Annotated in this window: 20 protein-coding genes; 14 read left to right on the top strand and 6 right to left on the bottom strand. The window is 53.7% G+C overall.

The window, feature by feature from the left end; genetic code table 11:
• Position 1: 1 nt before the first annotated feature.
• The 4 genes from Q354_RS0114500 to Q354_RS0114485 all read right to left on the bottom strand — a co-directional run bounded on the left by Q354_RS0114500 (position 2) and on the right by Q354_RS0114485 (position 4,154).
• Positions 2–802, bottom strand: a complete 801-nt coding sequence (locus tag Q354_RS0114500; protein WP_027858236.1) for an enoyl-CoA hydratase/isomerase family protein — start codon at positions 800–802, stop codon at positions 2–4.
• A gap of 10 nt (positions 803–812) precedes the next feature.
• The gene (locus tag Q354_RS0114495) at positions 813–2,420 is read right to left on the bottom strand and encodes a carboxyl transferase domain-containing protein (protein ID WP_027858235.1); all 1,608 of its coding nucleotides are present in this window, start codon (positions 2,418–2,420) and stop codon (positions 813–815) included.
• A 107-nt stretch (positions 2,421–2,527) separates the two neighbouring features.
• Complete coding sequence (locus tag Q354_RS0114490; protein WP_027858234.1) at positions 2,528–3,694, bottom strand: isovaleryl-CoA dehydrogenase; 1,167 nt, start codon at positions 3,692–3,694, stop codon at positions 2,528–2,530.
• A 52-nt stretch (positions 3,695–3,746) separates the two neighbouring features.
• Complete coding sequence (locus Q354_RS0114485) at positions 3,747–4,154, bottom strand: MerR family transcriptional regulator (protein ID WP_027858233.1); 408 nt, start codon at positions 4,152–4,154, stop codon at positions 3,747–3,749.
• Between the two features lie 370 nt (positions 4,155–4,524).
• Here Q354_RS0114485 and Q354_RS0114480 point away from each other — a divergent pair, with 370 nt between their 5' ends.
• Positions 4,525–5,706: an acetyl-CoA C-acyltransferase gene (locus Q354_RS0114480; RefSeq protein ID WP_027858232.1), complete on the top strand. Its 1,182-nt coding sequence runs from the start codon at positions 4,525–4,527 to the stop codon at positions 5,704–5,706.
• Between the two features lie 48 nt (positions 5,707–5,754).
• Here the strand turns inward: Q354_RS0114480 and Q354_RS0114475 are convergent, their stop codons facing one another.
• The gene (locus tag Q354_RS0114475; RefSeq protein WP_027858231.1) at positions 5,755–6,669 is read right to left on the bottom strand and encodes an AraC family transcriptional regulator; all 915 of its coding nucleotides are present in this window, start codon (positions 6,667–6,669) and stop codon (positions 5,755–5,757) included.
• A gap of 182 nt (positions 6,670–6,851) precedes the next feature.
• Here Q354_RS0114475 and Q354_RS0114470 point away from each other — a divergent pair, with 182 nt between their 5' ends.
• The 8 genes from Q354_RS0114470 (at position 6,852) to Q354_RS0114435 (ending at position 16,942) form a co-directional block, all read left to right on the top strand.
• Complete coding sequence (locus Q354_RS0114470) at positions 6,852–8,345, top strand: CoA-acylating methylmalonate-semialdehyde dehydrogenase (protein ID WP_027858230.1); 1,494 nt, start codon at positions 6,852–6,854, stop codon at positions 8,343–8,345.
• A 69-nt stretch (positions 8,346–8,414) separates the two neighbouring features.
• Complete coding sequence (locus Q354_RS0114465; RefSeq protein ID WP_027858229.1) at positions 8,415–9,572, top strand: acyl-CoA dehydrogenase family protein; 1,158 nt, start codon at positions 8,415–8,417, stop codon at positions 9,570–9,572.
• Positions 9,573–9,594: 22 nt separating this feature from the next.
• Positions 9,595–10,371: an enoyl-CoA hydratase gene (locus Q354_RS0114460; protein ID WP_027858228.1), complete on the top strand. Its 777-nt coding sequence runs from the start codon at positions 9,595–9,597 to the stop codon at positions 10,369–10,371.
• 10 nt (positions 10,372–10,381) lie between these two features.
• Positions 10,382–11,482 (top strand): enoyl-CoA hydratase/isomerase family protein, encoded by a 1,101-nt coding sequence (locus Q354_RS0114455; RefSeq protein ID WP_027858227.1) that lies wholly within the window; start codon positions 10,382–10,384, stop codon positions 11,480–11,482.
• A gap of 69 nt (positions 11,483–11,551) precedes the next feature.
• On the top strand, positions 11,552–12,451 hold the full coding sequence (gene mmsB, locus Q354_RS0114450) for a 3-hydroxyisobutyrate dehydrogenase (RefSeq protein ID WP_027858226.1): 900 nt from the start codon (positions 11,552–11,554) through the stop codon (positions 12,449–12,451).
• 165 nt (positions 12,452–12,616) lie between these two features.
• Complete coding sequence (locus Q354_RS0114445; protein ID WP_027858225.1) at positions 12,617–14,506, top strand: AMP-binding protein; 1,890 nt, start codon at positions 12,617–12,619, stop codon at positions 14,504–14,506.
• Positions 14,507–14,807: 301 nt separating this feature from the next.
• Complete coding sequence (locus tag Q354_RS0114440; RefSeq protein WP_027858224.1) at positions 14,808–15,173, top strand: hypothetical protein; 366 nt, start codon at positions 14,808–14,810, stop codon at positions 15,171–15,173.
• 2 nt (positions 15,174–15,175) lie between these two features.
• Complete coding sequence (locus tag Q354_RS0114435) at positions 15,176–16,942, top strand: Lnb N-terminal periplasmic domain-containing protein (RefSeq protein WP_027858223.1); 1,767 nt, start codon at positions 15,176–15,178, stop codon at positions 16,940–16,942.
• A gap of 119 nt (positions 16,943–17,061) precedes the next feature.
• On the opposite strand, the gene Q354_RS0114430 is transcribed toward Q354_RS0114435, so the two are convergent.
• Complete coding sequence (locus Q354_RS0114430) at positions 17,062–17,739, bottom strand: class I SAM-dependent methyltransferase (RefSeq protein ID WP_027858222.1); 678 nt, start codon at positions 17,737–17,739, stop codon at positions 17,062–17,064.
• Between the two features lie 583 nt (positions 17,740–18,322).
• On the opposite strand from Q354_RS0114430, the gene glyA reads away from it, so the two are divergent.
• From glyA to Q354_RS0114405, 5 genes are all read left to right on the top strand, one after another.
• The gene (gene glyA / locus Q354_RS0114425; protein WP_027858221.1) at positions 18,323–19,582 is read left to right on the top strand and encodes a serine hydroxymethyltransferase; all 1,260 of its coding nucleotides are present in this window, start codon (positions 18,323–18,325) and stop codon (positions 19,580–19,582) included.
• Positions 19,583–19,700: 118 nt separating this feature from the next.
• Positions 19,701–20,954 carry a sarcosine oxidase subunit beta family protein gene (locus tag Q354_RS0114420; protein WP_027858220.1) on the top strand — a complete coding sequence of 418 codons (1,254 nt, stop codon included), beginning with the start codon at positions 19,701–19,703 and terminating at the stop codon, positions 20,952–20,954.
• A 17-nt stretch (positions 20,955–20,971) separates the two neighbouring features.
• Positions 20,972–21,259, top strand: coding sequence for a sarcosine oxidase subunit delta (locus tag Q354_RS0114415; RefSeq protein ID WP_027858219.1), 288 nt, complete (start codon positions 20,972–20,974; stop codon positions 21,257–21,259).
• A 10-nt stretch (positions 21,260–21,269) separates the two neighbouring features.
• Positions 21,270–24,290: a sarcosine oxidase subunit alpha gene (locus tag Q354_RS0114410; protein WP_027858218.1), complete on the top strand. Its 3,021-nt coding sequence runs from the start codon at positions 21,270–21,272 to the stop codon at positions 24,288–24,290.
• A complete protein-coding gene (locus Q354_RS0114405; protein ID WP_084332615.1) occupies positions 24,283–24,945 on the top strand; it encodes a sarcosine oxidase subunit gamma in 663 nt (220 codons plus the stop codon). The genes Q354_RS0114410 and Q354_RS0114405 overlap by 8 nt, the downstream gene beginning before the upstream one ends.
• Positions 24,946–25,228 lie beyond the last annotated feature (283 nt).

Below are 25,228 nucleotides of genomic sequence, written 5' to 3'. Positions count from 1 at the left end.
CTTACTCCTGTATCCAGTTGGGTTTGCGCTTTTGCAGGAAGGCACTCAGTCCTTCCTGTCCCTCGTCGCTCACCCGGATATCGGCAATGCGCTGCGCGGTATCGTTGATAACGTCCTGATCAATCACCTTGCTGCTGACGGCGTAGATCAGTTGCTTCGCAGCATCCATCGCCTGTGGGCTGTTCGTCGCCAGCTGGGAGATATAGCGCTCACAGGCGGCATCGAGTAATCCGGCTTCCGGTACGGTTTCATGCACCAGGCCGAACTGCTCAGCGGTCTCTGCCGGGAACGCCTCGGCTGTGAGGAAGTAGCGGCGGGACTGACGCTCGCCGATGGCACGTACGACGTAAGGGCTGATCACAGCGGGGATCAGGCCGATTTTGACTTCACTCAGGCAAAACTGGCTGGCCTGAGTTGCGATTACGATATCGCAGCAGGCGACCAGGCCAACGGCACCGCCATAGGCCGCTCCCTGAACCAATGCGATTGTCGGCTTGCTGTGGTTATTGAGGCGTTCCATCAGCAGTGCCAGGTAACCTGCGTCCTGCAGGTTTTCATCCCGGCTGTTCTGGGCCATCCGCTTCATCCAGCCCAGGTCGGCGCCGGCGGAAAAGTTCTTGCCGTTTGAACGCAGCACCAGTACCCGGACGGAATCGTCTTTATCGGTGGCATTCAGGTGCTCGATCATCTGGGCGATAACATTGTCATCAAAGGCGTTATGCACTTCAGGCCGGTTGATGACCAGCTCGGCAATGCCGTTTTCCCGGCGTTGCAGCAGTACTGAGTTTGAGGCTTCGGTCATGGTCATCTCCTTACATCCGGAACACGCCGAAGCGGGTTTCGGCGACGGGCTTGTTAAGCGCAGCAGAAAGTCCCATGCCAACCACTTCGCGGGTCTGGGCCGGATCGATGACGCCATCGTCCCAGAGGCGGGCACTGGCATAATAGGGGTGGCCCTGGTGTTCATAGGTGTCGATGATCGGCTGCTTAAATGCCTGTTCATCGTCAGCGGACCACTGCTCGCCTTTGCGCTCCATACCGTCACGCTTAACGGTTGCCAGGACGCCTGCGGCCTGTTCGCCACCCATAACCGAGATCCGGGCATTAGGCCACATCCAGAGGAAGTCAGGGCTGTAGGCGCGGCCGCACATGCCGTAGTTACCGGCGCCGAAAGAGCCGCCAATCAGTACGGTCAGCTTAGGCACGTCGGCACAGGCGACGGCTGTCACCATCTTGGCTCCGTGCTTGGCGATACCTTCTGATTCGGCTTTCTGGCCGACCATAAATCCGGTGATGTTCTGCAGGAACAGCAGAGGGATTTTGCGCTGGCAGCACAGCTCGATAAAGTGAGCCCCTTTCTGGGCAGAGTCACCGAACAGGATGCCGTTATTGGCGATGATGCCGACAGGGTAGCCAAAAATGCGGGCGAATCCGGTCACCAGCGTTGTACCGTAGAGCTTTTTGAATTCGTCGAATTCTGAGCCATCGACAATGCGGGCGATAACTTCGCGGACATCAAACGGTTTTTTCAGATCGGTGCCGACAATCCCGTATATCTCTTCTGCCGGATAAAGTGGCTCGGCAGGCGGGCGGATGTTCAGGCCGACCTCTTTGCGGCGGTTCAGGTTGGCAACGCAGGTGCGTGCGATCTGCAGAGCATGCTGGTCATTTTCGGCGTAGTGGTCGGCAACACCGGATGTTTTACAGTGCACATCAGCACCGCCAAGGTCTTCGGCGGATACCACTTCTCCGGTGGCGGCTTTAACCAGCGGCGGTCCGGCCAGGAAGATCGTCCCCTGCTGCTTGACGATGATCGACTCATCCGCCATTGCCGGTACATAGGCACCGCCTGCAGTACATAGACCCATTACTACGGCGATCTGTGGAATGCCTTTGGCAGACATTCTGGCCTGGTTGTAGAAGATCCGGCCGAAGTGATCGCGATCCGGGAAAACATCGTCCTGCTGGGGCAGGTTGGCACCGCCGGAGTCCACCAGATAGATACAGGGCAGGTTGTTCTGCTCGGCGATCTCCTGGGCGCGGAGATGCTTCTTAACTGTCAGCGGGTAGTAGGTGCCGCCTTTGACGGTGGCATCGTTGGCAATAATCATGCATTCGACACCGCTGACGCGGCCGATACCGGCGATGATGCCTGCTGCAGGTACGACATCGTCGTAGACCTTGTAGGCTGCCAGCTGAGACAGTTCGAGAAAGGCTGAGCCTTCATCAAGCAGGCCATTGATGCGTTCACGAGGCAGTAGCTTGCCCCGGGACAGATGGCGTTCCTGGTAGGAAGGGCCGCCGCCCTGTTCAATCGTAGCGACCTTGTCTTTGAGATCGTTAACAGCGTCGCTCATCGCGTCAAAGCGGGCGATGTAATCCTCGGCGCGTGGGTTTACTTTAGTCTGCAATACAGCCATGGGAGATCCTCTCAACCGTAATATTGTTATGAGTCTCGGTTCTGATTGCCGCACCCACTGCACGGGTACGGCATGGAGGGAGCGGCCTTAAGGCCGCACGCCGCTGTTTACTTGTTCAGGAACAGTTCCCGACCAATCAGCATGCGACGGATCTCGGAAGTGCCCGCGCCGATCTCGTAGAGCTTGGCATCGCGCAGCAGGCGACCCGTTGCGAACTCATTGATGTAGCCGTTGCCGCCGAGAAGCTGGATTGCATCCAGTGCCATCTTGGTTGCAACTTCAGCGGTATAGAGGATGACGCCGGCGCAGTCTTTGCGGCTGGTCTCTCCGCGCATAGCGGACTGGGCCACCATATAAGTGTAAGAGCGGGAGGCATTCATCTGGGTGTACATGTCGGCAATCTTGCCCTGAACCAGTTCGAACTCACCGATAGCCTGACCAAACTGCTTGCGGTCACGGATGTAAGGAACCGCGATATCCATAGTGGCGCGCATAATACCCAGCGGGCCGCCAGCCAGGACCAGGCGCTCGTAGTCGAGGCCGCTCATCAGTACTTTGACGCCGCCGTTCAGCTCGCCCAGGATGTTTTCCTTCGGTACCGGGCAGTCTTCAAATACCAGCTCACAGGTGTTAGAGCCGCGCATACCCAGTTTGTCGAGTTTCTGGTGGCGGGAGAAGCCCGGGAAATCGCGCTCGACGATAAATGCAGTGATGCCACGTGGGCCGGCCGTTACATCAGTTTTGGCGTAGATCACATAGGTATGGGCGTCGGGGCCGTTGGTGATCCACATCTTGTTGCCGTTCAGCAGGTAGTGATCACCATTGTCGCGGGCATGCAGTTTCATCGAAACCACGTCAGAACCTGCGTTTGGCTCTGACATTGCCAGGGCGCCGATATGTTCGCCGCTGATCAGCTTGGGCAGGTATTTATGTTTTTGCTCCTCGGAACCATTGCGGTGAATCTGGTTAACGCAGAGGTTGGAGTGTGCGCCGTAGGAGAGGCCGACTGAGGCGGATGCGCGACTGATCTCTTCCATGGCAATGATGTGAGCCAGGTAGCCCATATCAACACCGCCATATTCTTCCTTAACGGTGATACCCAGCAGGCCCATCTCACCAAACTTACGCCACAGGTCGTTAGGGAACTCGTTTTCCTGGTCGATCTGTTCGGCGCGGGGCGCAATCTCGGATGCGGCGAAGGCATTTACCTGATCGCGCAGCATATCGTAGGTTTCACCAAGGCCAAAGTTCAGCTCTGAGTATTGAGAGATCATAAAGTCACCTTAACTTTGCCATCGCAATCGCACGCTAAGAGAGTTACGGCGTTTACCCGGCTTGTTGTTTTTGTCGTTCCAGTTCAGTAAGTGCTTCACGGCAGCGCGCTTCGGCGCTCTCCAGTTCAAGCTGAACCTGAGCAATGTCTTTTAGCTGCTGCTCCAGTCCGGCTTGCTTTTCGGCAATCTTATCCAGCATCAGTCTGAGCTGTTTTGTACTGCCGCTACTGGTTTCGTCCCACAAGGCGAACAGGTCCCGGGTTTCTGCCAGAGAGAATCCCAGTCGCTTGCCACGCAATATCAGTTTTAACCTGACCCTGTCCTGACGGCTGTAGATCCGGGTCTGGCCCCGCCGGGTAGGCGAAAGCAGGCCCTGGTCTTCATAAAACCGGATGCTGCGGGTGGTTACATCAAACTCCGATGCAAGCTCGCTGATACTGTAGGTCGTGTTTGTGGTCATAAATAGTACTGCCGTTTGTTAGTGATTAGCCTAAAGTAAGTTTACGTAAACGTAAAGCATGGTTTGTGACGAATAGATTTTACCATATTCAGGGGCTTTGTATTTAACCCGTTGTTTAAAAAGGACTTTTGATGTCTTAGATAATTTTTCAAGCTGCTTGGTACTAAAGTATTAGATGAAATCCCCTATTTTTTGTTGCCTGAAGGCGGCAGTCATAGCAAGTTGTCGACATAGAAGCGGGAGCTTATCCAGTTCGCTAGCGAAAGGCTTTCCTCCGGCTTTGATGCTGTGTTGCATGGTGATCTGGAAAAATATCTGCTAGTTTACGTTAACGTTAAAGTAACTATAGACGAACTCAGGGTGGCAGCTAATGACGCAAGATGCAGTGGTAATTGTAGGGGCGGCGCGTACGCCGATGGGTGGCATGATGGGTTCACTGGCTGATGTCCGGGCCCCTGAGCTATGTGCGACAGCTATCAGGGCTGCGATTGAACGCGCAGGCATTGAGGCTGCCCAGGTCGACGAGGTGGTGATGGGGTGCGTACTGCCAGCAGGTCTGGGGCAGGCCCCGGCCCGTCAGGCTTCCCGGGCAGCCGGTATTCCGGACGCGGCGGGTGCGACCACTGTCAACAAGATGTGTGGTTCCGGTATGAAGGCGGTCATGCTGGCCCATGACCAGATTCTTGCCGGCAGTGCCAATGTAATGGCTGCTGGTGGTATGGAGAATATGAGTCAGTCCCCGTACCTATTGCCTAAAGCACGTGGTGGTATGCGGATGGGCCACGGTCAGGTTATCGATCATATGTTTTTCGACGGCCTGGAAGATGCTTACGAAGGTGGCTTGATGGGGGCGTTTGCTCAGCAGTCGGCCGATCAGTTTAATGTGACCCGCGAAGCGATGGACGACTTTGCGATTGCGTCGCTGCAGAAAGCGCAGTCAGCGATTGAATCCGGCAGTTTCAGAGATGAGATCGCAGCCGTAACGGTTAAGACCCGCAAGGGTGAGCAGATCGTCGATACGGACGAGCAGCCGGGTAATGCCCGTATGGATAAGATCCGTACATTGAAGCCGGCTTTTAAGAAGGATGGTACGGTCACGGCGGCCAACGCCAGTTCAATCTCAGATGGTGGATCTGCACTGATTCTGATGCGGGAGTCTGAAGCGAAGGCGCGCGGTCTGACGCCAATGGCGCGCATTGTTGCTCATTCTACCCATGCACAGTTACCGGCTGAGTTCACCATAGCACCAATCGGTGCGGTGCAAAAAGTATTGGATAAAGCAGGCTGGACTAAAGATGAGGTTGATCTTTATGAGATCAATGAAGCCTTCGCTGTAGTGTCCATGCTGGCGATCAGTGAGCTGGGGCTGGATGAGGAGAAGGTCAATATTCATGGCGGAGCCTGCGCCCTGGGGCATCCTATCGGTTCCAGTGGCTCGCGCATTCTGGTCACATTGCTTTATGCACTGCAGCAGTTGGGTAAGAAGAAAGGTGTGGCATCGCTGTGCATCGGGGGCGGTGAGGCGACTGCAGTCGCTGTCGAGATGATCTGATAACAGGGCTGCGTGTGTTTTTCACGCGCAGCCTGTTTGTTCGGAGAGTTAGCGCGGTTTGTAGGGATAGGTACCCAGGCGCATATTGCGATACTGGCTGGGTGATACTCCCATCATCTTCTTGAAAATCCGGGAGAAGTAGTAAGCATCTTCGTAGCCAACCGCGAAGGCGATTTCACCAATACTCTGGCTGGAAGCGTCCAGCAGGTGACAGGCGCGTTCGATTTTCAGGTGGATAAAGTGATTGATCGGGGTGGTGCCGGTCAGCTCCTTATATTTTTTGACGAAGTGATACTTGGAGAGGTTGCTGGCTTCGGCCAGTGTTTCCAGATCAAGTTGCTCGTGGACATGGGATTGCATCAGGCTGTGGATCTTCTCCAGATCCAGTGATTCGCCTGCTGCACGTTGTCGGGCGAGGGGGCCTAATACAGCAATATGTGACAGGATCTGCCGCAGCTGGTTGGCGGCAAAGAGGTAGGCATTGAGGTTGTAGCTGGCCCTTCGGGTTTCCAGCAGGGTCTCAAAATCAGATACCAGACGTGAGTGATAACCCAGCGATATTTTAAAACTGCTGATACTGTTTCCGCCCGGAAGCAGGTGCTGCATGAAGTCATCGGCGTGATGACCATCGAAGTGCACCCAGTAGATGGTCCAGGGGTCTTTACTCAGCGCCTGATATTTGTGGGCTTTGCCGCGCGGGAGTAGCAGGATGTCGCCACTTTTGACGCGAATTGTCTGCTTATCCAGGCTCATTCGGCCTTCGCCTTCAAGGCAGTAGATCAGTAACTGGTCGTCATGTTCCGTGCGACTCATCTGATGATCGGCTGCTTTTTTGTAGTAGCCGGCTCCGAGAGGATAGAGGCCACTGCTGAGGGGGTGTTCCTCAAGCTGGCGGATGATGCGCTGCGGCAAGACGAAACGAATGCTCTCGGGGGGAAGTGGCCAGCTCGATGGTGTGCTCATATATGAGACCTATGTATAAGGGAAACTGCTTATATATTCGCAATATAGTCCATCAATAGAGCAACATTATCAATCCTGAGAACACAGGGTGCATGGTAAAAATAGTTGTAACTTAAGACTGTGACTGAAACAGACAAAGTTGTCTTAACCCGAATAACAACAAACACAGGTCAGGTAAAGCAATGACTCAGCAAGTACCTCTACTCATCAACGGCGAACTCGTTAACAGTGCAACAGAGAAATGGGTTCCGGTAACGAACCCGGCCACACAGGAAGTGATTGCTCAGGCGCCATGTGCAACTGAAGCAGAAGTAGAACAGGCTGTGGCTGCGGCAAAAGCTGCTTTTGAAACCTGGAAAGAAACTCCGGTCGGTGAACGTGCCCGTCTGATGCTGCGCTATCAGGCGCTGCTGAAAGAAAACCACGATGAGCTTGCCAAGCTGATCTCTCAGGAAACGGGCAAAACCTTCGATGACGCCAAGGGCGATGTATGGCGCGGTATCGAAGTGGTTGAGCATGCCTGCAACATTGCTTCCCTGAGCATGGGCGAAACGGTCGAGAACGTGGCCCGTAAAATTGACTGCTACAGCATCACTCAGCCTCTGGGCGTCTGTGTAGGTATCACGCCTTTCAACTTCCCGGCCATGATCCCGCTTTGGATGTTCCCGATGGCCATTGCCTGCGGTAACACTTTTGTCCTGAAGCCTTCTGAGCAGGATCCACTGACACCGATGCGTCTTGCTGAACTGTTCCAGCAGGCCGGTGCGCCAGCGGGACTGCTGCAGGTTGTTCACGGTCAGAAGGAAGTGGTCGATCAGCTGCTGAACCATGAAGATACGCCGGCTATCTCTTTTGTCGGATCTGTTAACGTCGGTGAGCATATCTATCGCACCGGTACTGCCCAGATGAAACGCGTACAGGCATTTGCTGGCGCTAAAAACCATATGGTTATCATGCCGGACGCGCAGAAAAACCAGGTGGTTAACAGCATCGCGGGTGCTTCTGTCGGTGCTGCCGGTCAGCGCTGCATGGCTATTTCGGTTGCCGTATTTGTCGGTGAAGCCCGTGAGTGGATTCCTGAAGTGCGCGATGCGCTGGCTAAGGTACGCCCGGGGGCATGGGATGATCCTGAAGCGGGTTACGGTCCTCAGATTAACCCACAGGCACGCGAGCGTGTACTGAATTTCATTCAGGAAGGTAAAGATGCCGGCGCTGAATGTATCCTTGATGGTTCCGAGTGTGTGGTCGAAGGTTACCCTGATGGTAACTGGGTTGGCCCGACAATGTTCCGCAACGTAACCACTGATATGTCGATCTATCAGGAAGAGATCTTTGGCCCGGTATTGATCGCGCTGGAAGTCGATACTCTGGAAGAGGCGATTGAGCTGGTAAATAACAACCCATACGGTAACGGTACCTCCATGTTTACCGCTTCCGGTGCCGCGGCGCGTAAGTACCAGCACGAAATCAAAGTCGGTCAGGTGGGTATTAACGTACCTGTACCAGTGCCTCTGCCAATGTTCTCTTTCACTGGCTGGAGAAAATCCTTCTATGGCGACCAGCATGCTTACGGTAAGCAGGCGGTGCGTTTCTACACAGAGACCAAGACGGTCACTGCACGTTGGTTTGAAGACGATATCGATACCGGTGTTAACACCACCATTACCCTGAAGTAATTCAGCGGGATGACAAGGGCCGCCCATCAGGGCGGCCCTTTTTCAACAATAAGAATTCAGGAGAGGGCAATGGATTTCGAACTGAACGAAGATCAGGTTGCATTTGCCGATATGGCGCGTGCTTTTGCACAGAATGAGATGGAACCCCATGCGGCTGAGTGGGACGAAAAGCAGGTCTTTCCGGTCGAGGTACTGCAGAAAGCAGGCGAACTGGGCTTTTGTGGACTCTATACACCGGAAGCGCAGGGTGGTCTGGAACTGAGTCGACTGGATTCCAGCATTATTTTCGAGCAGCTGGCACAGGGCTGTACCTCTACCACCGCCTTTATCACCATCCATAATATGGTGAGCTGGATGGTCGCCAGTTTTGGTAATGAAACCACCCGTGAACGCTGGTGCGAAGGCCTTGCCAGTGGTCAGTTGCTGGGATCTTACTGCCTGACCGAACCCAATGCCGGATCTGATGCGGCATCACTTAAAACCACCGCCCGCAAAGACGGTGACAAATATATCCTCAACGGCAGCAAGATCTTTATCTCAGGTGCCGGTGCGACCGATGTACTGGTTGTGATGGCCCGTACCGGTGGCGAAGGACCGAAAGGTATCTCGGCTTTCGCAGTAGACGCTAAATCCGAAGGGATCGTCTATGGGCGTAAAGAGGATAAGATGGGCTGGAACAGTCAGCCTACACGAATGATTACCTTTGAAGACGTTGTGATCCCCGAAGAGGCCCTGCTGGGTAACGAGGGCGATGGCTTCAAATTCGCGATGATGGGACTGGATGGTGGGCGTATAAACATTGCCACCTGCTCCGTGGGCACCGCCCAGGCCGCCCTGAACCGCGCCACCGAATATATGCATGAGCGCAAGCAGTTCGGTAAGGAATTGGCTAACTTTCAGGCGCTGCAGTTTAAGCTTGCCGATATGGCGACGGAGCTGGTTGCAGCCCGCCAGATGGTAAGGCTGGCCGCCAGCAAGCTTGATAACAAGCATCCTGACCGCACCACCTACTGTGCTATGGCGAAACGCTATGCCACCGACGTCTGCTTCAATATCTGCGATGAAGCACTGCAGATCTTTGGTGGTAATGGCTATATCAAAGAGTACCCGATGGAACGCTATGTGCGCGACAACCGGGTTCACCGCATCCTTGAAGGCACCAATGAAATTATGCGTGTCATTGTTGCCCGTCGCCTGCTGATGCAGGACGCGGCCGACATTCTGTAACGGATTCTGACGGAGATAAATCATGACAGACAAGCTGATCGTCGAAAAACAGGGCCACATTGCGATTATTACGATGAATAATCCGCCGGCTAATACCTGGACTGCAGAGAGCCTGCAGGGGCTGGCAACACTGGTCGACGAGCTGAACCGGGATATGGAGATCTACAGCCTGGTCATCAAGAGTGACAGCGAGAAGTTCTTCTCCGCCGGTGCTGATCTGAACCTGTTTGCCGAGGGCGATCGGGCTGTTGCCGGTGATATGTCCCGTTACTTTGGCGAGGCTTTCGAGGCTTTGTCACGCTTCCGTGGTGTGTCTATTGCCGCGATCAATGGCTGGGCGATGGGGGGCGGTCTGGAAGTGGCGCTGGCCTGCGATATTCGCGTTGCAGAAGAACAGGTGCAGATGGCGCTGCCGGAAGCCAAAGTCGGTTTGTTGCCTTGTGCCGGTGGTACGCAAAACCTGACCATGCTGGTGGGCGAGGCCTGGACCAAACGCATGATCCTGCTGGGCGAGCGGGTTAAAGCCGCTAAAGCGCTGGAGATTGGCCTGGTAGAAGAGGTCGTTCCTACCGGTCAGGCATTTGAGAAAGCGCTGGAAATGGCAAAAATGGCCGAGCAGCAAAGCCCGGTTGCGGTGTCAGCCTGCAAAGAGCTGATTCAGCAAAATCGCAGCAATCACTGGAATCAGGGCTATATTCTGGAACGCGAGCTGTTTGTGAAACTGTTCCATACCGAAGATCAGCGTGAAGGCGTAAACGCATTCCTCGAGAAGCGCGAACCTCAGTGGAAGAACAAGTGAGGAAAGGACTATGAGTTGCGTACTGTTTAATGAACACACCACCCGGGACGGTAAGACCGTTCTGGAGATTGTCCTGAATTCCGAGCGTACCCTTAACGCCCTGACGCTGGACATGATTCACCTGATTCAGCCGAAGCTGGTCGCCTGCAAAAATGACGATTCCGTTGTCGCCGTCATTCTTAACAGCGCCGGAGAAAAGGCATTCTGTGCCGGTGGCGATGTGGTCAACCTCTATAAGTCGATGTCGGGCGAAGGGGATGCGGATTTCCCTCAGACCTTCTTCACCGACGAGTACGAGCTGGATTACACCCTTCATACCTACCCTAAGCCGATCATCTGCTGGGGCAGTGGCATCGTGATGGGCGGTGGTATGGGGCTGATGAACGGCTGCAGCCACCGTGTTGTGACAGAAACTTCTCATATGGCGATGCCGGAAGTCACTATCGGACTGTACCCGGATGTCGGTGGTAGCTGGTTCCTGAATCATATGCCGGGCAATACCGGCCTTTTCCTGGGACTTACCGGTAATCCGATCAATGCAGCGGATGCTCTGTACCTTGGACTGGCCGACCGCTTTGTTGCCTCGGAAATGTTTCCCGCACTGATCGAAGGTCTTGCGGTTTCCGACTGGAGCGAAGATGCATCCGCCGTCGTGAGTGGTGTACTGCGACAACTCGAGCATGCTTCGCAGCCGCAACTGACGGCTGAGTCGCAGGTGAAGGCGCATGCCGAGGTGATTCGCCAGGTAACCGACCATGACACCGTCGATCAGATGGTCGATGCGCTGCTGGCAATCGACAGCGAAGATAAATGGATTAAGCGTTCGCAGAAGGCCATCAGTCATGGTAGCCCGCTGGCAGTGAAACTGATCAAGCGTCAGCTAGACGTCACGCGTCATATGTCTCTGCGGGAGTGCTTTATGGCAGAGCTGGTGCTTTCGGTGCAGTGCTGTCGTCACAGGGAGTTCCCGGAAGGCGTTCGTGCGCTGCTGGTTGATAAGTGTGGTAACCCGGAATGGACCTACAGCACTCTGGCTGAGATCGAGGACGGCGCACTGGATGAGTTCTTTGTATCTCCCTGGGATATCAATCCGCTGGAAACAGTCATCTGAACAATGCCAGGCCTGAAGGCCCGGCGCCTTCAGGCTTAGATCAAGAATAAGGATAAGAAGGGTAGCATTATGTCAACTATCGGATTTATTGGTTTAGGTAACATGGGTGGCCCGATGGCGGCCAATCTGGTCAAAGCCGGTCACAATGTGAAAGTGTTTGACCTGTCTTCTGATGCAATTCAGAAGCTGGTAGAGAGCGGCGCTCAGGCGGCGGCGTCTGCTGCAGATGCGGCAACAGATGTTGAATATCTTGTGACGATGCTGCCGGCCGGCAAACACGTTGAAGGTCTGTTTGTGACCGGTGAAACCCCGCTGTTTGATGTCGTCGGCAGCGGCACACTGATTATCGATTCTTCAACTATCGATGCCGATACTGCTAAGCGTGTTGCAGCAGCCGGTGCGGAACGTGGTATCGCTTTTATGGATGCGCCGGTATCCGGTGGTGTGGGTGGCGCGGCGGCCGGTACTCTCAGTTTTATCTGCGGTGCCAGTGAAGAGCAGTTTGCCAAGGCGAAGCCGGTTCTGGACTGCATGGGCAAGAATATTTTCCATGCTGGCGATCATGGTGCCGGGCAGGTAGCCAAGGCCTGTAACAACATGATGCTGGCGATCCTGATGACCGGTACTTGTGAAGCGCTGGCGATGGGCGTGAAGAATGGCCTGGACCCAGCTGTGTTGTCCGAGATTATGAAACAGAGTTCCGGTGGTAACTGGGCGCTGAACGTCTATAACCCGTACCCGGGTGTGATGGAAGGTGTGCCATCGTCCAACGATTACCAGGGCGGTTTCCAGGTGGATCTGATGATCAAGGATCTGGGACTGGCGCTTGACCTCAGTCAGCAGTGTGGCGCTGCCATTCCGATGGGATCACAGGCGCGTGCGCTCTATAACCTGCATAAATCGCAGAAAGATAGTAACGGTACGCTGGACTTCGGCAGTGTACTGCGTCTGTACCAGGGCGACGAATAAGTCACCGACCTCTCAGGGATGAATGACAGCGCCCGAAAGGCCCGGGCGCTGCGGGTCTGGCAATAATTGCCAGGCCCGGAACCTTCTTAGCATTTCCCGTGGCAACATCAAACCGCAGGCACCCTGCGGGTGCCGAACCCATAAAAAGAATAACTGAGGTTCAGAATGTCTTACGAACAAAACTACCTCGCAGCACAGCAGTCCCCGGAAAAATACTGGGCAGAACAGGTCGACAATATCGACTGGTTCAAGAAGCCTGACACGATTCTCAGTAAAACCGAACATGGCACCTACAGCTGGTATGCCGATGGTGAATTAAACAGTTGCTACCTGGCACTGGATCGTCATGTGGAAGCTGGCCGTGGAGATCAGATTGCGCTTTACTATGATTCCCCCGCCAGTGGCAGCAAGGAACAGATCAGCTACAGCGATCTTCAGTGTCGTGTCGCACGCTTTGCCGGTGCCTTGAAGGCGCGGGGCGTGGAGAAGGGCGATCGGGTTGTAATCTACATGCCGATGATCCCGGAAGCTGCTGTAGCCATGCTGGCCTGTGCCCGCCTCGGCGCTATCCACTCCGTCGTATTCGGTGGCTTTGCCCCGAACGAGATGGCGATCCGCATCGACGATGCGACGCCTAAAGTCATTATTACCGCCTCCTGTGGTATCGAATTCGAAAAGCAGATCGCCTACAAACCACTGGTTGATAAGGCGATTGAGCTGTCGGCGCATAAACCGAGCGCGACGATCGTCTGTCAGCGCCCTATGCTGCAGGCCGATCTGAACTCGGCACGTGACCTGGACTGGCACCAGTGTCAGGAAGGTGTTGAGCCTGCCGATTGTGTCGCCGTGCGCGGTGATGACCCGCTGTATATTCTCTACACCTCGGGAACCACCGGGCAACCTAAAGGTATCGTACGGGACAACGGTGGCCATGCGATTGCGCTGAACTACGCGTTGCATAATGTCTACGGTATGAAGCAGGGCGATGTCTGGTGGGGAGCATCAGATATCGGCTGGGTGGTGGGTCACTCCTTTATCGTCTACGGCCCCCTGATGGGCGGATGCAGTGCGGTATTCTTTGAAGGTAAACCGATCCGCAACCCGGATGCCGGAACATTCTGGCGGGTGATCGAAGAGTACGCTGTTAACTCGATGTTCTGTGCGCCAACAGCCTACCGGGCGATCCGTAAGGAAGACCCTGAAGGAGCCCTGTCTCAGAAGTACAACCTTGAAAGCCTGCGCTGGGTGTTTGTTGCTGGTGAGAAACTGGACTCCTCCACTTACTACTGGCTGTCTGACCTGCTTAAAGTGCCGGTGATTGACCACTGGTGGCAGACGGAGACCGGCTGGCCGATGACATCGCCGATGATGGGCTGGGATAGCCCATCGGAGTCACGTCTGGGGTCTACCAATAAACCGATTCCGGGTTATGACATCCGTGTACTGGATGGCGATGGTCATGAGGTGGATGCCAATGAGGCCGGTAATATCTGCGTTAAGCTACCGATGCCACCGGGTGTCGCCTGGGATATCTGGAATAACTCCCAGCGCTTTGTGGACTCTTACCTGACGGCATTTCCGGGCTACTATCACACCGGAGACGGCGGCTATAAGGATGATGATGGTTATATCTACATTACCGGCCGTACTGATGATGTGATCAATGTGTCCGGGCACCGCCTCTCAACCGGTGAGATGGAAGAGGTCGTCTCTGCCCATGCCGCCGTTGCAGAGTGCGCGGTGATCGGAGTCAATGACCAGCTTAAGGGCCAGCTGCCCGTAGGGCTGATTGTGCTTAAGGCCGGGGCAGAGATCGACGAGCAGCAGCTTGAGAAAGAGCTGGTTGCCATGGTACGCGAGCAGGTTGGCGCACTGGCCTGTTTCCGTCGGGCGATCGTTGTCGAGCGTTTGCCGAAGACCCGCTCCGGGAAGATCCTGCGGGCCATTCTGCGCAAGATTGCAGCGGCGGAAGAGTACAAGATGCCATCAACCATCGACGATGAAAGTATCCTTCCGGAAATTACCGACCTGATGAAGCAGTCCGGACTGGTTTAAGCAGTGTACCTAATGTCGTCACCACTGGTGGCGACTCTTTATGTTGAGTCTCTTAGTTTATTGATATATGAATCTGAATGCCGCGCAGGGATAAGGCTAATTGTTTTGTTACATCAATTTAAAATTGACTCATGGAATCATGGCAATATAATCGCAACCACTTCAGATCTATTATGCTTGTCTGAGCATAGTGCCTTCTGATCTTGCTATGCGAAACAGCTGGATGCTTTTTGGCCTGTTTTGCCTGTAATATGTGGATACCGTATCAACGGTTCACATGGAGTCTAAAAGGAGTTTTATTGTGAAGTCTGTAATTAAGGCGATTGCCCTGTCTTCTGTTGTCCTGACTACTGGTTGTGCGTCTATGTTCACCCAGGATGCGCATCAGGTAAATGTTCTTACCTCCAACGGTCAGGAAGTCAGCGGTAACATCGAAGGCGTGCCTTTTACTGCACCTGGTGTGGTTTCCGTGCGTAAATCTGACCACGACCAGATCGTTGTGACAGAGACTGAAAACTGCTCTAAGCAGACTATCCTTCACCGCTCTATCGAGCCTACTTTCTGGGTGAACATCTTTGGTGTCGGCGCTTTCGGCTCTACTACCGACTACGCTAACAACAAGATGTGGAAATACGAAGATTCTGTAATGATTAACTGCAAAGGCTAATAATGTCTGCTTTGCAGTGTATAAAAAAGGGAAGTCTAACCGCTTCCTTTTTTTTATTTTGTGCGTTTTCTGCAGTAGTAGAGGCTGTCGATAAAGGAACTGAAACTGTTGCTGCCTTGCAGTTTCAGGCCAATAGACTCAATCTGGCTTCAGACCCTGTTTGGCTGGCTTTCCTTCATAATCAGAAGGGGAGAAGCTATATATCCGATGACAATTTTTTCCTGTCTGGCCTGGTGGATAATCCACACGTAGAGTTAATGGCCACAATTGAAAACCTGTTTGCCCCAGATTCGAAGGTTGCGATACGTTGTCGCTATCCGGCGCGTTACCTCTGGCTAAGCGCCAAGCTAAACCTGAAGCAGCCCGACACCTCCGCTTGCCATGAATTCGAGCAGTTTAAGGCAAAAGTGCCTTTCGACGACCTCTCATTAGTCTATGCTTCCGAGAATATCTCAAGCCCTGCCAGCATGATGGGACATGTATTCCTCCGGAGTAGCGGCCTCAATGATAAACGTGACGAGGTCAGTCATGCAATTTCTTACTTTACAGAAATTGATAGTTTGAACATTGTTAAGCTCTTCTACGAAACGGTCGTAGTGGGCAAACCGGGATACTTTGTTGTGTCTCCTTACAATGATCCCCTTATTCACTACACTAAAACCGAGCAACGGAATATTTGGGAGTATCAACTAAAGGCTTCTGATTTTGATAAAGCCCTGATACAAGCCCATATATGGGAATTACGTAATGTTGGTATCGATTATTTCTTTGATAAAAACAACTGTGCCACGGTGACGTTATTTCTTGTCTCGATAGCTAACCCGAGGCTCCAGACGTTTGAAAACAAGAGCTGGACTCCATTGGATGTGGTTAAGGCTGCCGATCATGAAGAGATGATTGGAGATGTTATTACCGTGCCCGCTTATAAGTGGATGGTGCGGACACTGCAAGAGATGCAACGCAAAGTCCCTCAAGATGATCGAATTGAGACGCTGTTAGCCCGTTCGGCTTCCAGCTATCGATATAGTAAAGGCGTTATCAGCCGTGATGAGTGGCTGGATGAACAAGACAAGACTGAGGGTGCCAAACGCTATGTGTTAGATGTAGGGGCCTATAGAACGCCAACTAAACGACCTCAGGAATCCCAAGTCCGGATTTCGCTACAGCCAGAACAGAGCCGTATTAAGGTCGGTTACCTACCAGCTTCCCACGGCATTGAAGATGATAACCGTAACTATTTCGGAGACACGGAAGTTAAGCTGTTCGAAACAGCCATCGCCTATGATTATGAATCATCCAAAGTTGAGCTGGACAAGTTCGTACTCTATTCGATGAAATCACTTCTGCCCTATGACCCGGTTACCCGGCCGTTCTCTGGGCAGGTGAGGGTAGCCTATGAAGAGCAGATTGCGCCGGAAGGTTCTTTAGAACATGGTTTTAACCTGGTCGCTGGTGGCGGTTATACCGTTGCATTGGGAGCTGATGTTAGTTTTTTTGCATTATTGAATGGCGGTTATAAGCAGTTGGAAAAAGCTGGATGGAACATAGAGCCACAGATCGGACTGATTGTATCTGAAGTTTTCGATATGAAAACAGTACTCTCATCTTCGTACTATCGCTATGGGAATGGGCGGGAGCAGGGCTTGCTGAAACTAGCTCAAAATGTCTATATGCGGCAAAACTCTTCGTTCCACCTGACGTTAGAGCAGGCTATTTCGGGTGAAACCCGAGAGAAGCGCCTTGAATTCACGTTTAAATACCTGTTCTAGGATTTATGTACTCATGACTCCGGAACTTCGGTAACCGCTAGTTAGTTTCTATTCATCGGAGAAGTAAATGGCCCGGCAAGTTGAGTGCAAGCCGGGTCTAAAAGGCCAGGTTGATTGTCCTAAGTGGCGCCAGAACTCGTGCGACTTTGACGATGGAACTTATGGATCTGGCCTTTGAATGGCTTATCCAGATAAGTCGTTTCAACAGGAAGCGACTTGTGATGTAAATAGCCCCTGGCCTCCATCTGTTTTCTGAATTTTGTCTGCTGGCCGCGTCCGGGATCAACAATGATCACCTCACAATCATTTCGGGCATGATCGTCTATAAAGCCTGCCAGTAACTCGGCATGCTCCGATTCATATAACAGGTCGCTGCCGATGATCAGGTCAAAACGACCTAGCTGGTCGGCCTCGTCAGCCCATCCGGTTCTTTCAAAGGGAATGGGTTCGCCTGCGTTAAGACGGACATTCTGGCGTAAGAAGCTGCCTGCTTCCGGGTGATGGTCTGTCGCCGTGATATCGGCGTCACGCTGGTTCAGTATCAGGCTGGTCAGGCCAATACCGCACCCCACTTCAAGAATCCGCTTACCTTCTATGTCGTAATCGAACATCAGATGTGCCAGTACTTCGCCTGACGCCCAGATGATGCCAAACAAGGGCCATGTGGCGGATGAGATGCCGAGATCTTCAGCTATACCGTCGTCATCTGAAAATTGCTGCCTGTCGCGGAGGGTTCTTACATGAATATCTACGTTGTCGAACTCAATGGTTTGGTATCGCACGCGTAAGGAGGACATTGATTGCCTATGGCTGGAGGGGGCGCAGTCGAGCTACCTGTCATGTATCTCTGCGCCGATATTCACAGTGTACGGATGCCTGATTGGTCTGACCAGTTACTAAAAAGTCTAATGCGCAGGGTATCGGTTATATAAGGGAGGGGCAGATTCAGAGGGGGCATCAGGTACAGTCCAGACGCTAAAGGCCAGGCTTTAATTTACAGGCTGTATCACCTGCTGAACAGATAGTGACCTGCCCTAATGCGACATGTCGCAATTTCGCAAACAGCCCGAACCCCGCCAGATAAGGCCTCCGGGCGATTCATCAGCAACCTCTGTTTGTCGGTATGCGACACCAATCAGTGCCTGTGTCGTAATTAAACATCATATCGCCGCCTGCAAACATTTAGCGTTTCCGGACCCGGGCTAGTATCCGCTGCATGGGAGTGTAGAGCGGATTACTGGTAAGACAGTTTCTATGGCTACCGACATTTTCGGGTGTTGGATCCAGGCGCGCTACCTTAAATGACAATACGCGGCTAACCCGCGGGTAAGTTTAACCACTAGTTCTCGGCTGAATTGCCCGGCGAGGAGAATAACAAAAATGTTCCATAAGAATGACCAGATCCAGGGTTTTGACGATGCACTTTGGACTGCTATGCAGAATGAAGCAGTCCGTCAGGAAGAGCACATCGAACTGATCGCTTCCGAAAACTACACCAGCCCGCGCGTGATCGAAGCGCAGGGTTCTGTACTGACTAACAAGTACGCTGAAGGCTATCCTGAGAAGCGCTACTACGGCGGTTGCGAGCACGTTGATGTTGTTGAACAGCTGGCAATCGATCGTGCCAAAGAACTGTTTGGTGCAGATTACGCCAACGTTCAGCCACATTCCGGTTCTCAGGCTAACGCAGCTGTGTACATGGCTCTGGTTCAGCCAGGTGACACGGTCCTGGGCATGAGCCTGGCCCACGGTGGTCACCTGACTCATGGTTCTCACGTCAATTTCTCCGGTAAGATCTACAACGCTGTACAGTACGGTCTGAATGATGCGGGTGAGATCGATTACGCTGAAGTTGAAGCGCTGGCTAAAGAACACAAGCCGAAAATGATCGTGGCTGGCTTCTCTGCGTACTCCCGTGTTGTTGACTGGGCGCGCTTCCGCGAGATCGCTGATTCTGTTGGCGCATACCTGTTCGTCGATATGGCACACGTTGCCGGTCTGGTTGCTGCGGGTCTGTACCCGAACCCAATGCCGCACGCTGATGTTGTCACTACAACAACGCACAAAACCCTGCGTGGCCCACGTGGTGGTCTGATCCTGGCTAAGTCCAACCCGGATCTGGAAAAGAAACTGAATTCCGCAGTATTCCCAGGAGGTCAGGGTGGTCCTCTGATGCACGTGATCGCAGCGAAAGCCGTTGCCTTCAAAGAAGCCCTGGCACCTGAATTCACTGAATACCAGCAGCAGGTTGTGAAAAACGCTGATGCAATGGCGTCTGTATTCCTCGAGCGGGGCTACGATGTTGTTTCCGGCGGCACTGATAACCACCTGTTCCTGCTGAGCCTGATCAAACAGGGTCTGACCGGTAAAGATGCCGATGCTGCCCTGGGTCGTGCTTCTATCACTGTGAACAAGAACGCAGTTCCAAATGACCCGCAGTCTCCTTTCGTGACCTCCGGTCTGCGTATTGGCTCTCCAGTAATCACTACCCGTGGTATGAAAGAAGAGCAGTGCCGTCAGCTGACTGGCTGGATCGCAGACATCCTGGATGCGATGCAGGCAGGCGACGCTGAAGCGACTATTGCCGAAGTAAAAGAAAAAGTTCGCGCTCTGTGCGCTGAATATCCGGTTTACCGCTAAGGTTAGCCATGCCGGTGTGTCGGGTAAGCGGTACACCGGAATTTAACTGGGACACCCGGTGGTCTAGGGTGGAGCGTGATTAAACTCGGTACTACCGAGTCATTTGGGAGCTGACACTATGCAGCGTTATTCCGGTTTCGGGCTTATCAAGCATGCCCTGAGCTATCACGAGAACTGGCAGCGGGTTTGGCGTAACCCTAAGCCTAAAAAGAAATACGACGTCGTTATTGTGGGCGGCGGCGGTCACGGTCTGGCAACGGCTTACTATCTGGCCAAAGAACACAATGTCACAAACATTGCTGTGATCGAAAAAGGTTACCTGGGTGGCGGTAATACTGCGCGTAATACCACCATCGTACGTTCCAACTACCTTTGGGACGAAGCGGCTCATCTGTATGAGCACGCTATGAAATTGTGGGAAGGCCTGTCTCAGGACCTGAACTACAACGTGATGTTCTCCCAGCGTGGTGTACTCAACCTGGGTCACACCCTGCAGGACATGCGTGATATCGAGCGTCGAGTTAATGCTAACCGTCTCAACGGTATCGACGGTGAAGTACTGGATGCCAAGCAGGTTTCTGAGATCGTACCGATCATGGATTGCTCTGCCAACGCACGTTACCCGGTGATGGGCGCATCCTGGCAGCCACGTGCCGGTGTTGCACGTCATGACGCTGTAGCATGGGGCTTTGCCCGTGCCGCTGATGCGCTGGGTGTTGACCTGATCCAGCAGTGCGAAGTAACCGATATCCTGACAGAAGACGGTGCAGCTATCGGTGTTGAAACCAAGCAGCACGGCACCATCAAGGCTGATCGTATCGGCTGTGTGGTTGCGGGTAACTCTGGCGTACTGGCTAAGATGGCTGGCTTCCGACTGCCGCTGGAATCTCATCCGCTGCAGGCGCTGGTATCCGAGCCGATCAAGCCGATCCTGGATACAGTGGTTATGTCTAACCACGTACATGGCTACGTGTCCCAGTCCGATAAGGGCGACCTGGTAATCGGTGCGGGTATTGATGGCTACAACGGCTACGGCCAGCGTGGTTCTTACCACACGATTGAGCATACTGTGCAGGCGATCGTTGAGATGTTCCCGATCTTCAGCCGTGTACGTATGAACCGTCAGTGGGGTGGTATCGTTGATACTTGTCCTGACGCTTGTCCGATCATCTCCGCTACTCCGGTTGAGAACCTGTTCTTCAACTGTGGTTGGGGTACCGGTGGCTTCAAGGCGACTCCGGGTTCAGGTAACGTCTTCGCAGCAACACTGGCGAAAGGCGAAGCTCACGAACTGGCTAAGCCATTCAGCATGTTCCGTTTCAACGACGGTTCCCTGATCGACGAACACGGCGCTGCCGGCGTAGCTCACTAATCCGGGGAGGATAAACAATGCATTACATCTACTGTCCTCACTGCGAAGAGTATCGTGAAGAGGAAGAGTTTCACGCTGCAGGCGAAGCGCACATTGCTCGCCCGCTGGATCCGGAAGCCTGCACTGACGCAGAGTGGGCTGATTTTCTTTATTTCCGTACGAACTCCCGTGGCCTCCACCACGAACTCTGGGTTCACGCTACCGGTTGCCGCAAGTTCTTTAACATGACTCGCGATACCGTAACTTACGAGATTAAAGAAGTTTACAAAGTTGGCGAACAGCCACAAGTGACCGCAGATCAGTGAGGCGCTAACAATGACTCAGAAAAACCGTCTCCAGTCCGGCGGCCGCGTAGATCGCAGCACGCCACTGACTTTTTCTTACAACGGTAAGCAGTACACCGGCTACAAAGGCGATACCGTAGCTTCTGCACTGCTGGCTAACGGCGTTGATATCATCGGCCGTAGTTTTAAATACAGCCGCCCTCGCGGAATCGTTGCGGCTGGTCCTGAAGAGCCGAATGCGGTGCTGCAGGTCGGTGCGACTGAAGCGACTCAGGTACCGAACGTTCGTGCGACTCAGCAGGAGCTGTTTAACGGTCTGGTGTGTGAATCCACCAACGGCTGGCCGAACGCTGACTTCGATGTCATGAGTTACATCGGTAAAGCCGGTGGCAGCATGCTGACACCGGGCTTCTACTACAAGACCTTCATGTACCCGCAGTCCATGTGGGAGACTTACGAGAAGTTCATCCGTAAGGCTGCAGGTCTTGGCCGCTCTCCACTGGAGAACGATCCTGATTTCTACGATCACCTCAACCAGCACGCCGATGTGATGATCGTCGGTGCCGGCCCTGCGGGTCTGGCAGCTGCACTGTCGGCTGGTCGTTCAGGTGCCCGCGTTATTCTGGCTGACGAGCAGTCTGAATTCGGTGGTTCCCTGCTGAACAGCCGTGAGCTGATCGAAGGCCGTCCGGCGACCGAGTGGGTTGCCTCTGTCGTAGCTGAACTGAGCGAGCTGGACAATGTCCTGCTGCTGCCGCGTTCTACCGTGAACGGTTACCACGACCATAACTTCCTGACGATCCATCAGCGTCTGACTGACCATGTCGCCGATAAGGCTCCTGCAGGTCAGGCCCGTCAGCGTATGCACCGTGTCCGTGCCAAGTGGGTTGTACTGGCTGCTGGTGCGCATGAGCGTCCACTGGTATTCGGCAACAATGATGTACCGGGCTGCATGGTTGCATCTGCAGTTTCTACTTACATCAACCGTTACGGTGTGGCTCCGGGTCAGGATCTGGTTGTGATGACAACCAATGATTTCGCCTACCAGACTGCGCTGGACTGGGCTGACTCCGGTCGCAATGTAGTTGCCATCGTTGATACCCGTCCTAACCCGAACGGCGACCGTGTCGCTGCTGCTGAGAAACGCGGTCTGCGCGTAATCAAAGGCGCGGCTGTTATCGAAGTGCAGGGTTCCAAGCGTGTATCCGGTGTGTCTATCGCGTCTATCGATGCGAAAGGTGACAAGGTTGTCGGTTCCGTAGAGCGTCTGAGCTGCGACACTGTTGCAAGCTCCGGTGGCTGGAGCCCGGTTGTTCATCTGTCTTGCCACACTGGCAGCCGTCCGGAATGGCGCGATGATATCATCGGCTTCGTACCGGGTAAGACTGTTCAGAAGCAGCTGACTGCCGGTGGTATCAACGGTAGCTACAGCCTGAAAGCCTGCCTGGAAGAGGGTGCGCGTCAGGGTGCTGAAGCGGCTACCAATGCTGGCTTTGAAGTGGCTGCGGCTGCCGTACCGGCAGTTGCTGAGGTTAAGGAAGGCGCAGCTATGGCGCTGTTCCATATTCCTCACACTAAGCCAACAAGCCGTGCGCCTAAGCAGTTTGTTGACTTCCAGAATGACGTAACAGCGGCCGGTATTGAGCTGGCGACGCGCGAAGGCTTCGAGTCTATCGAGCATGTTAAGCGCTATACTGCGATGGGCTTCGGTACTGATCAGGGTAAGTTGGGTAACATCAACGGTATGGCGATTGCGGCTAAGTCCACTAATCGTACTATTCCGGAGACTGGTACTACTGTCTTCCGTCCGAACTACACGCCGATCACTTTCGGTGCGATCGCTGGTCGTCACTGTGGCGAGCGCTTCGATCCGAAACGTTACTCCTCTATGCACAAGTGGCATCTGGAGAACGGTTGTACATTTGAGGATGTAGGTCAGTGGAAACGTCCTTGGTACTTCCCGAAAGCGGGTGAGTCCATGCAGGACGCGCTGAACCGTGAATGTAAGGCAACCCGCGAAAGCGTTGGCATCCTGGACGCATCTACCCTTGGTAAGATCGATATCCAGGGTAAGGACGCACGTGAGTTCCTGGGCCGTGTTTACACCAATGCCTGGGCTAAGCTGGCAGTGGGTAAGTGCCGCTATGGCCTGATGTGCGGTGAAGACGGTATGGTCTTCGATGATGGTGTTACATCCGCACTGGGTGAAAACCACTTTATCATGACGACCACGACCGGCGGTGCCGCACGCGTACTGGAGTGGCTGGAGCTTTACCATCAGACTGAATGGCCTGAGCTGGAAGTTTACTTCAACACAGTGACAGACCAGTGGTCTACCATGACTATCTCCGGTCCTAATGCCCGCAATCTGCTGGCTGAACTGACTGACGATATTGACCTGTCCAATGACAACTTCAAGTTCATGGACTGGAAAGAAGGCTCTGTCGCAGGCGTTCCGGCGCGTGTGTTCCGAATCTCCTTCACCGGTGAGCTGTCTTACGAGATCAACGTTCAGGCGAACTACGGTCTGTATGTATGGGAAAAACTGTTCGAGAAAGGTGCTAAGTACGACCTGACTCCATACGGTACTGAGACCATGCATATCCTGCGTGCAGAGAAAGGCTTCATCATCGCAGGTCAGGATACTGATGGTTCCGTACATCCGTACGACCTGGGCATGGGCTGGTGTGTTTCCAACAAGAAACCGTTCAGTTACATCGGTAAGCGTGGTATGGCGCGTGAAGATTGCGTGAAGCCAAACCGTAAGCAGCTGGTTGGCCTGAAAACCAAGGACCCAAGCGTTGTGCTGCCGGAAGGTGCGCAGGCTGTTAAAGATCCTAACCAGCCGATCCCGATGACGATGCTTGGTCACGTAACTTCCAGTTACTGGAGTGCCAACCTGAACCGCAGTATCGCTATGGGCTTTGTCCGCGGTGGTCTGGAACGTATGGGTGAGTCTGTATTCTACCCACTGGCCGACGGTCGCGTCGTTGAAGCTGAAATCTGCAGCCCGATCTTCCTGGATCCAAAAGGGGAGCGTCAAAATGTCTGAAGTAGTAGCACCTGAAAAAGAAGCAGCCGTGAAAGTGGCTGTAATGAACCAGTTGCCTGGTCAGGAGCCTCGCGCAGAGAGCCCTCTGCACCACGCTGATCTGGAAACCGTTGCCAAGAAAGGTCCTAAGCAGGGCGGTGTTTACCTGCAGGAGCTGAAGCTTCTTGGTCATCTGGTACTGCGTGGCAGCGTTGATAACGCTGAGTTTATGTCCGGTGCTGAGAAGGTACTGGGTGTTGCACTGCCTTCTGCACTGCAGAGTGCGGAGGCGGGTGACCTGTCTGTTCGCTGGATCTCTCCGGACGAATGGCTGGTGATCGTGCCGGGTGCCAAAGCGTTCAAACTGGAACGTGAGCTGCGTGATGCGATGGGCGGTCACTTCGCTATCGTTAACGTATCCGGCGGCCAGACTGTGCTGACACTGTCCGGTCCGAATGCTGAAGAAGTGCTGAAGAAGACCACGCCTTATGACGTGCATCCAAGCAACTTCCCGGTGGGCAAAGTGATCACTTCCACTTTCTCCAAGACTCAGGCTGTGATTCGTCGTACCGGTGATGAGAGCTTCGAGCTGGTGATCCGTCGCAGCTTCGCGGACTACGCATGGCTGTGGCTGCAGGATGCCTGCGCCGAGTACGGCCTGGTCGTTCGCGGCTGATCAGAATGGCGGGGCTTGCCCCGCCATTTTTCTATCCCGATTTTCTCTCTGGATGGGCTCCCGTGCAGGGGAGCGCCGGCTCAGTCCCAGCCTGTTAGTTCAGGCATGAGTCAGCAACCCATCCGACCCTTTTCCCGGGTCCGGCAACGCTCTTATAGCTCCCATATCCCATGCCGGATTCCGGGTCCTTCCTGGATTCTTCCGCTCTTAACTGACTGGCTGCAGCGCAGTCGCCTCAAACGAAAACACCCTTTGAAGCATTTTTTGCCTGGCTGAAAATCGT

Source organism: Marinobacterium jannaschii DSM 6295 (assembly GCF_000620085.1).
GTDB lineage: Bacteria > Pseudomonadota > Gammaproteobacteria > Pseudomonadales > Balneatricaceae > Pontibacterium > Pontibacterium jannaschii.
Note: the sequence above shows the minus strand (reverse complement) of the source record. Positions and strands in the feature narration are given on the sequence as shown.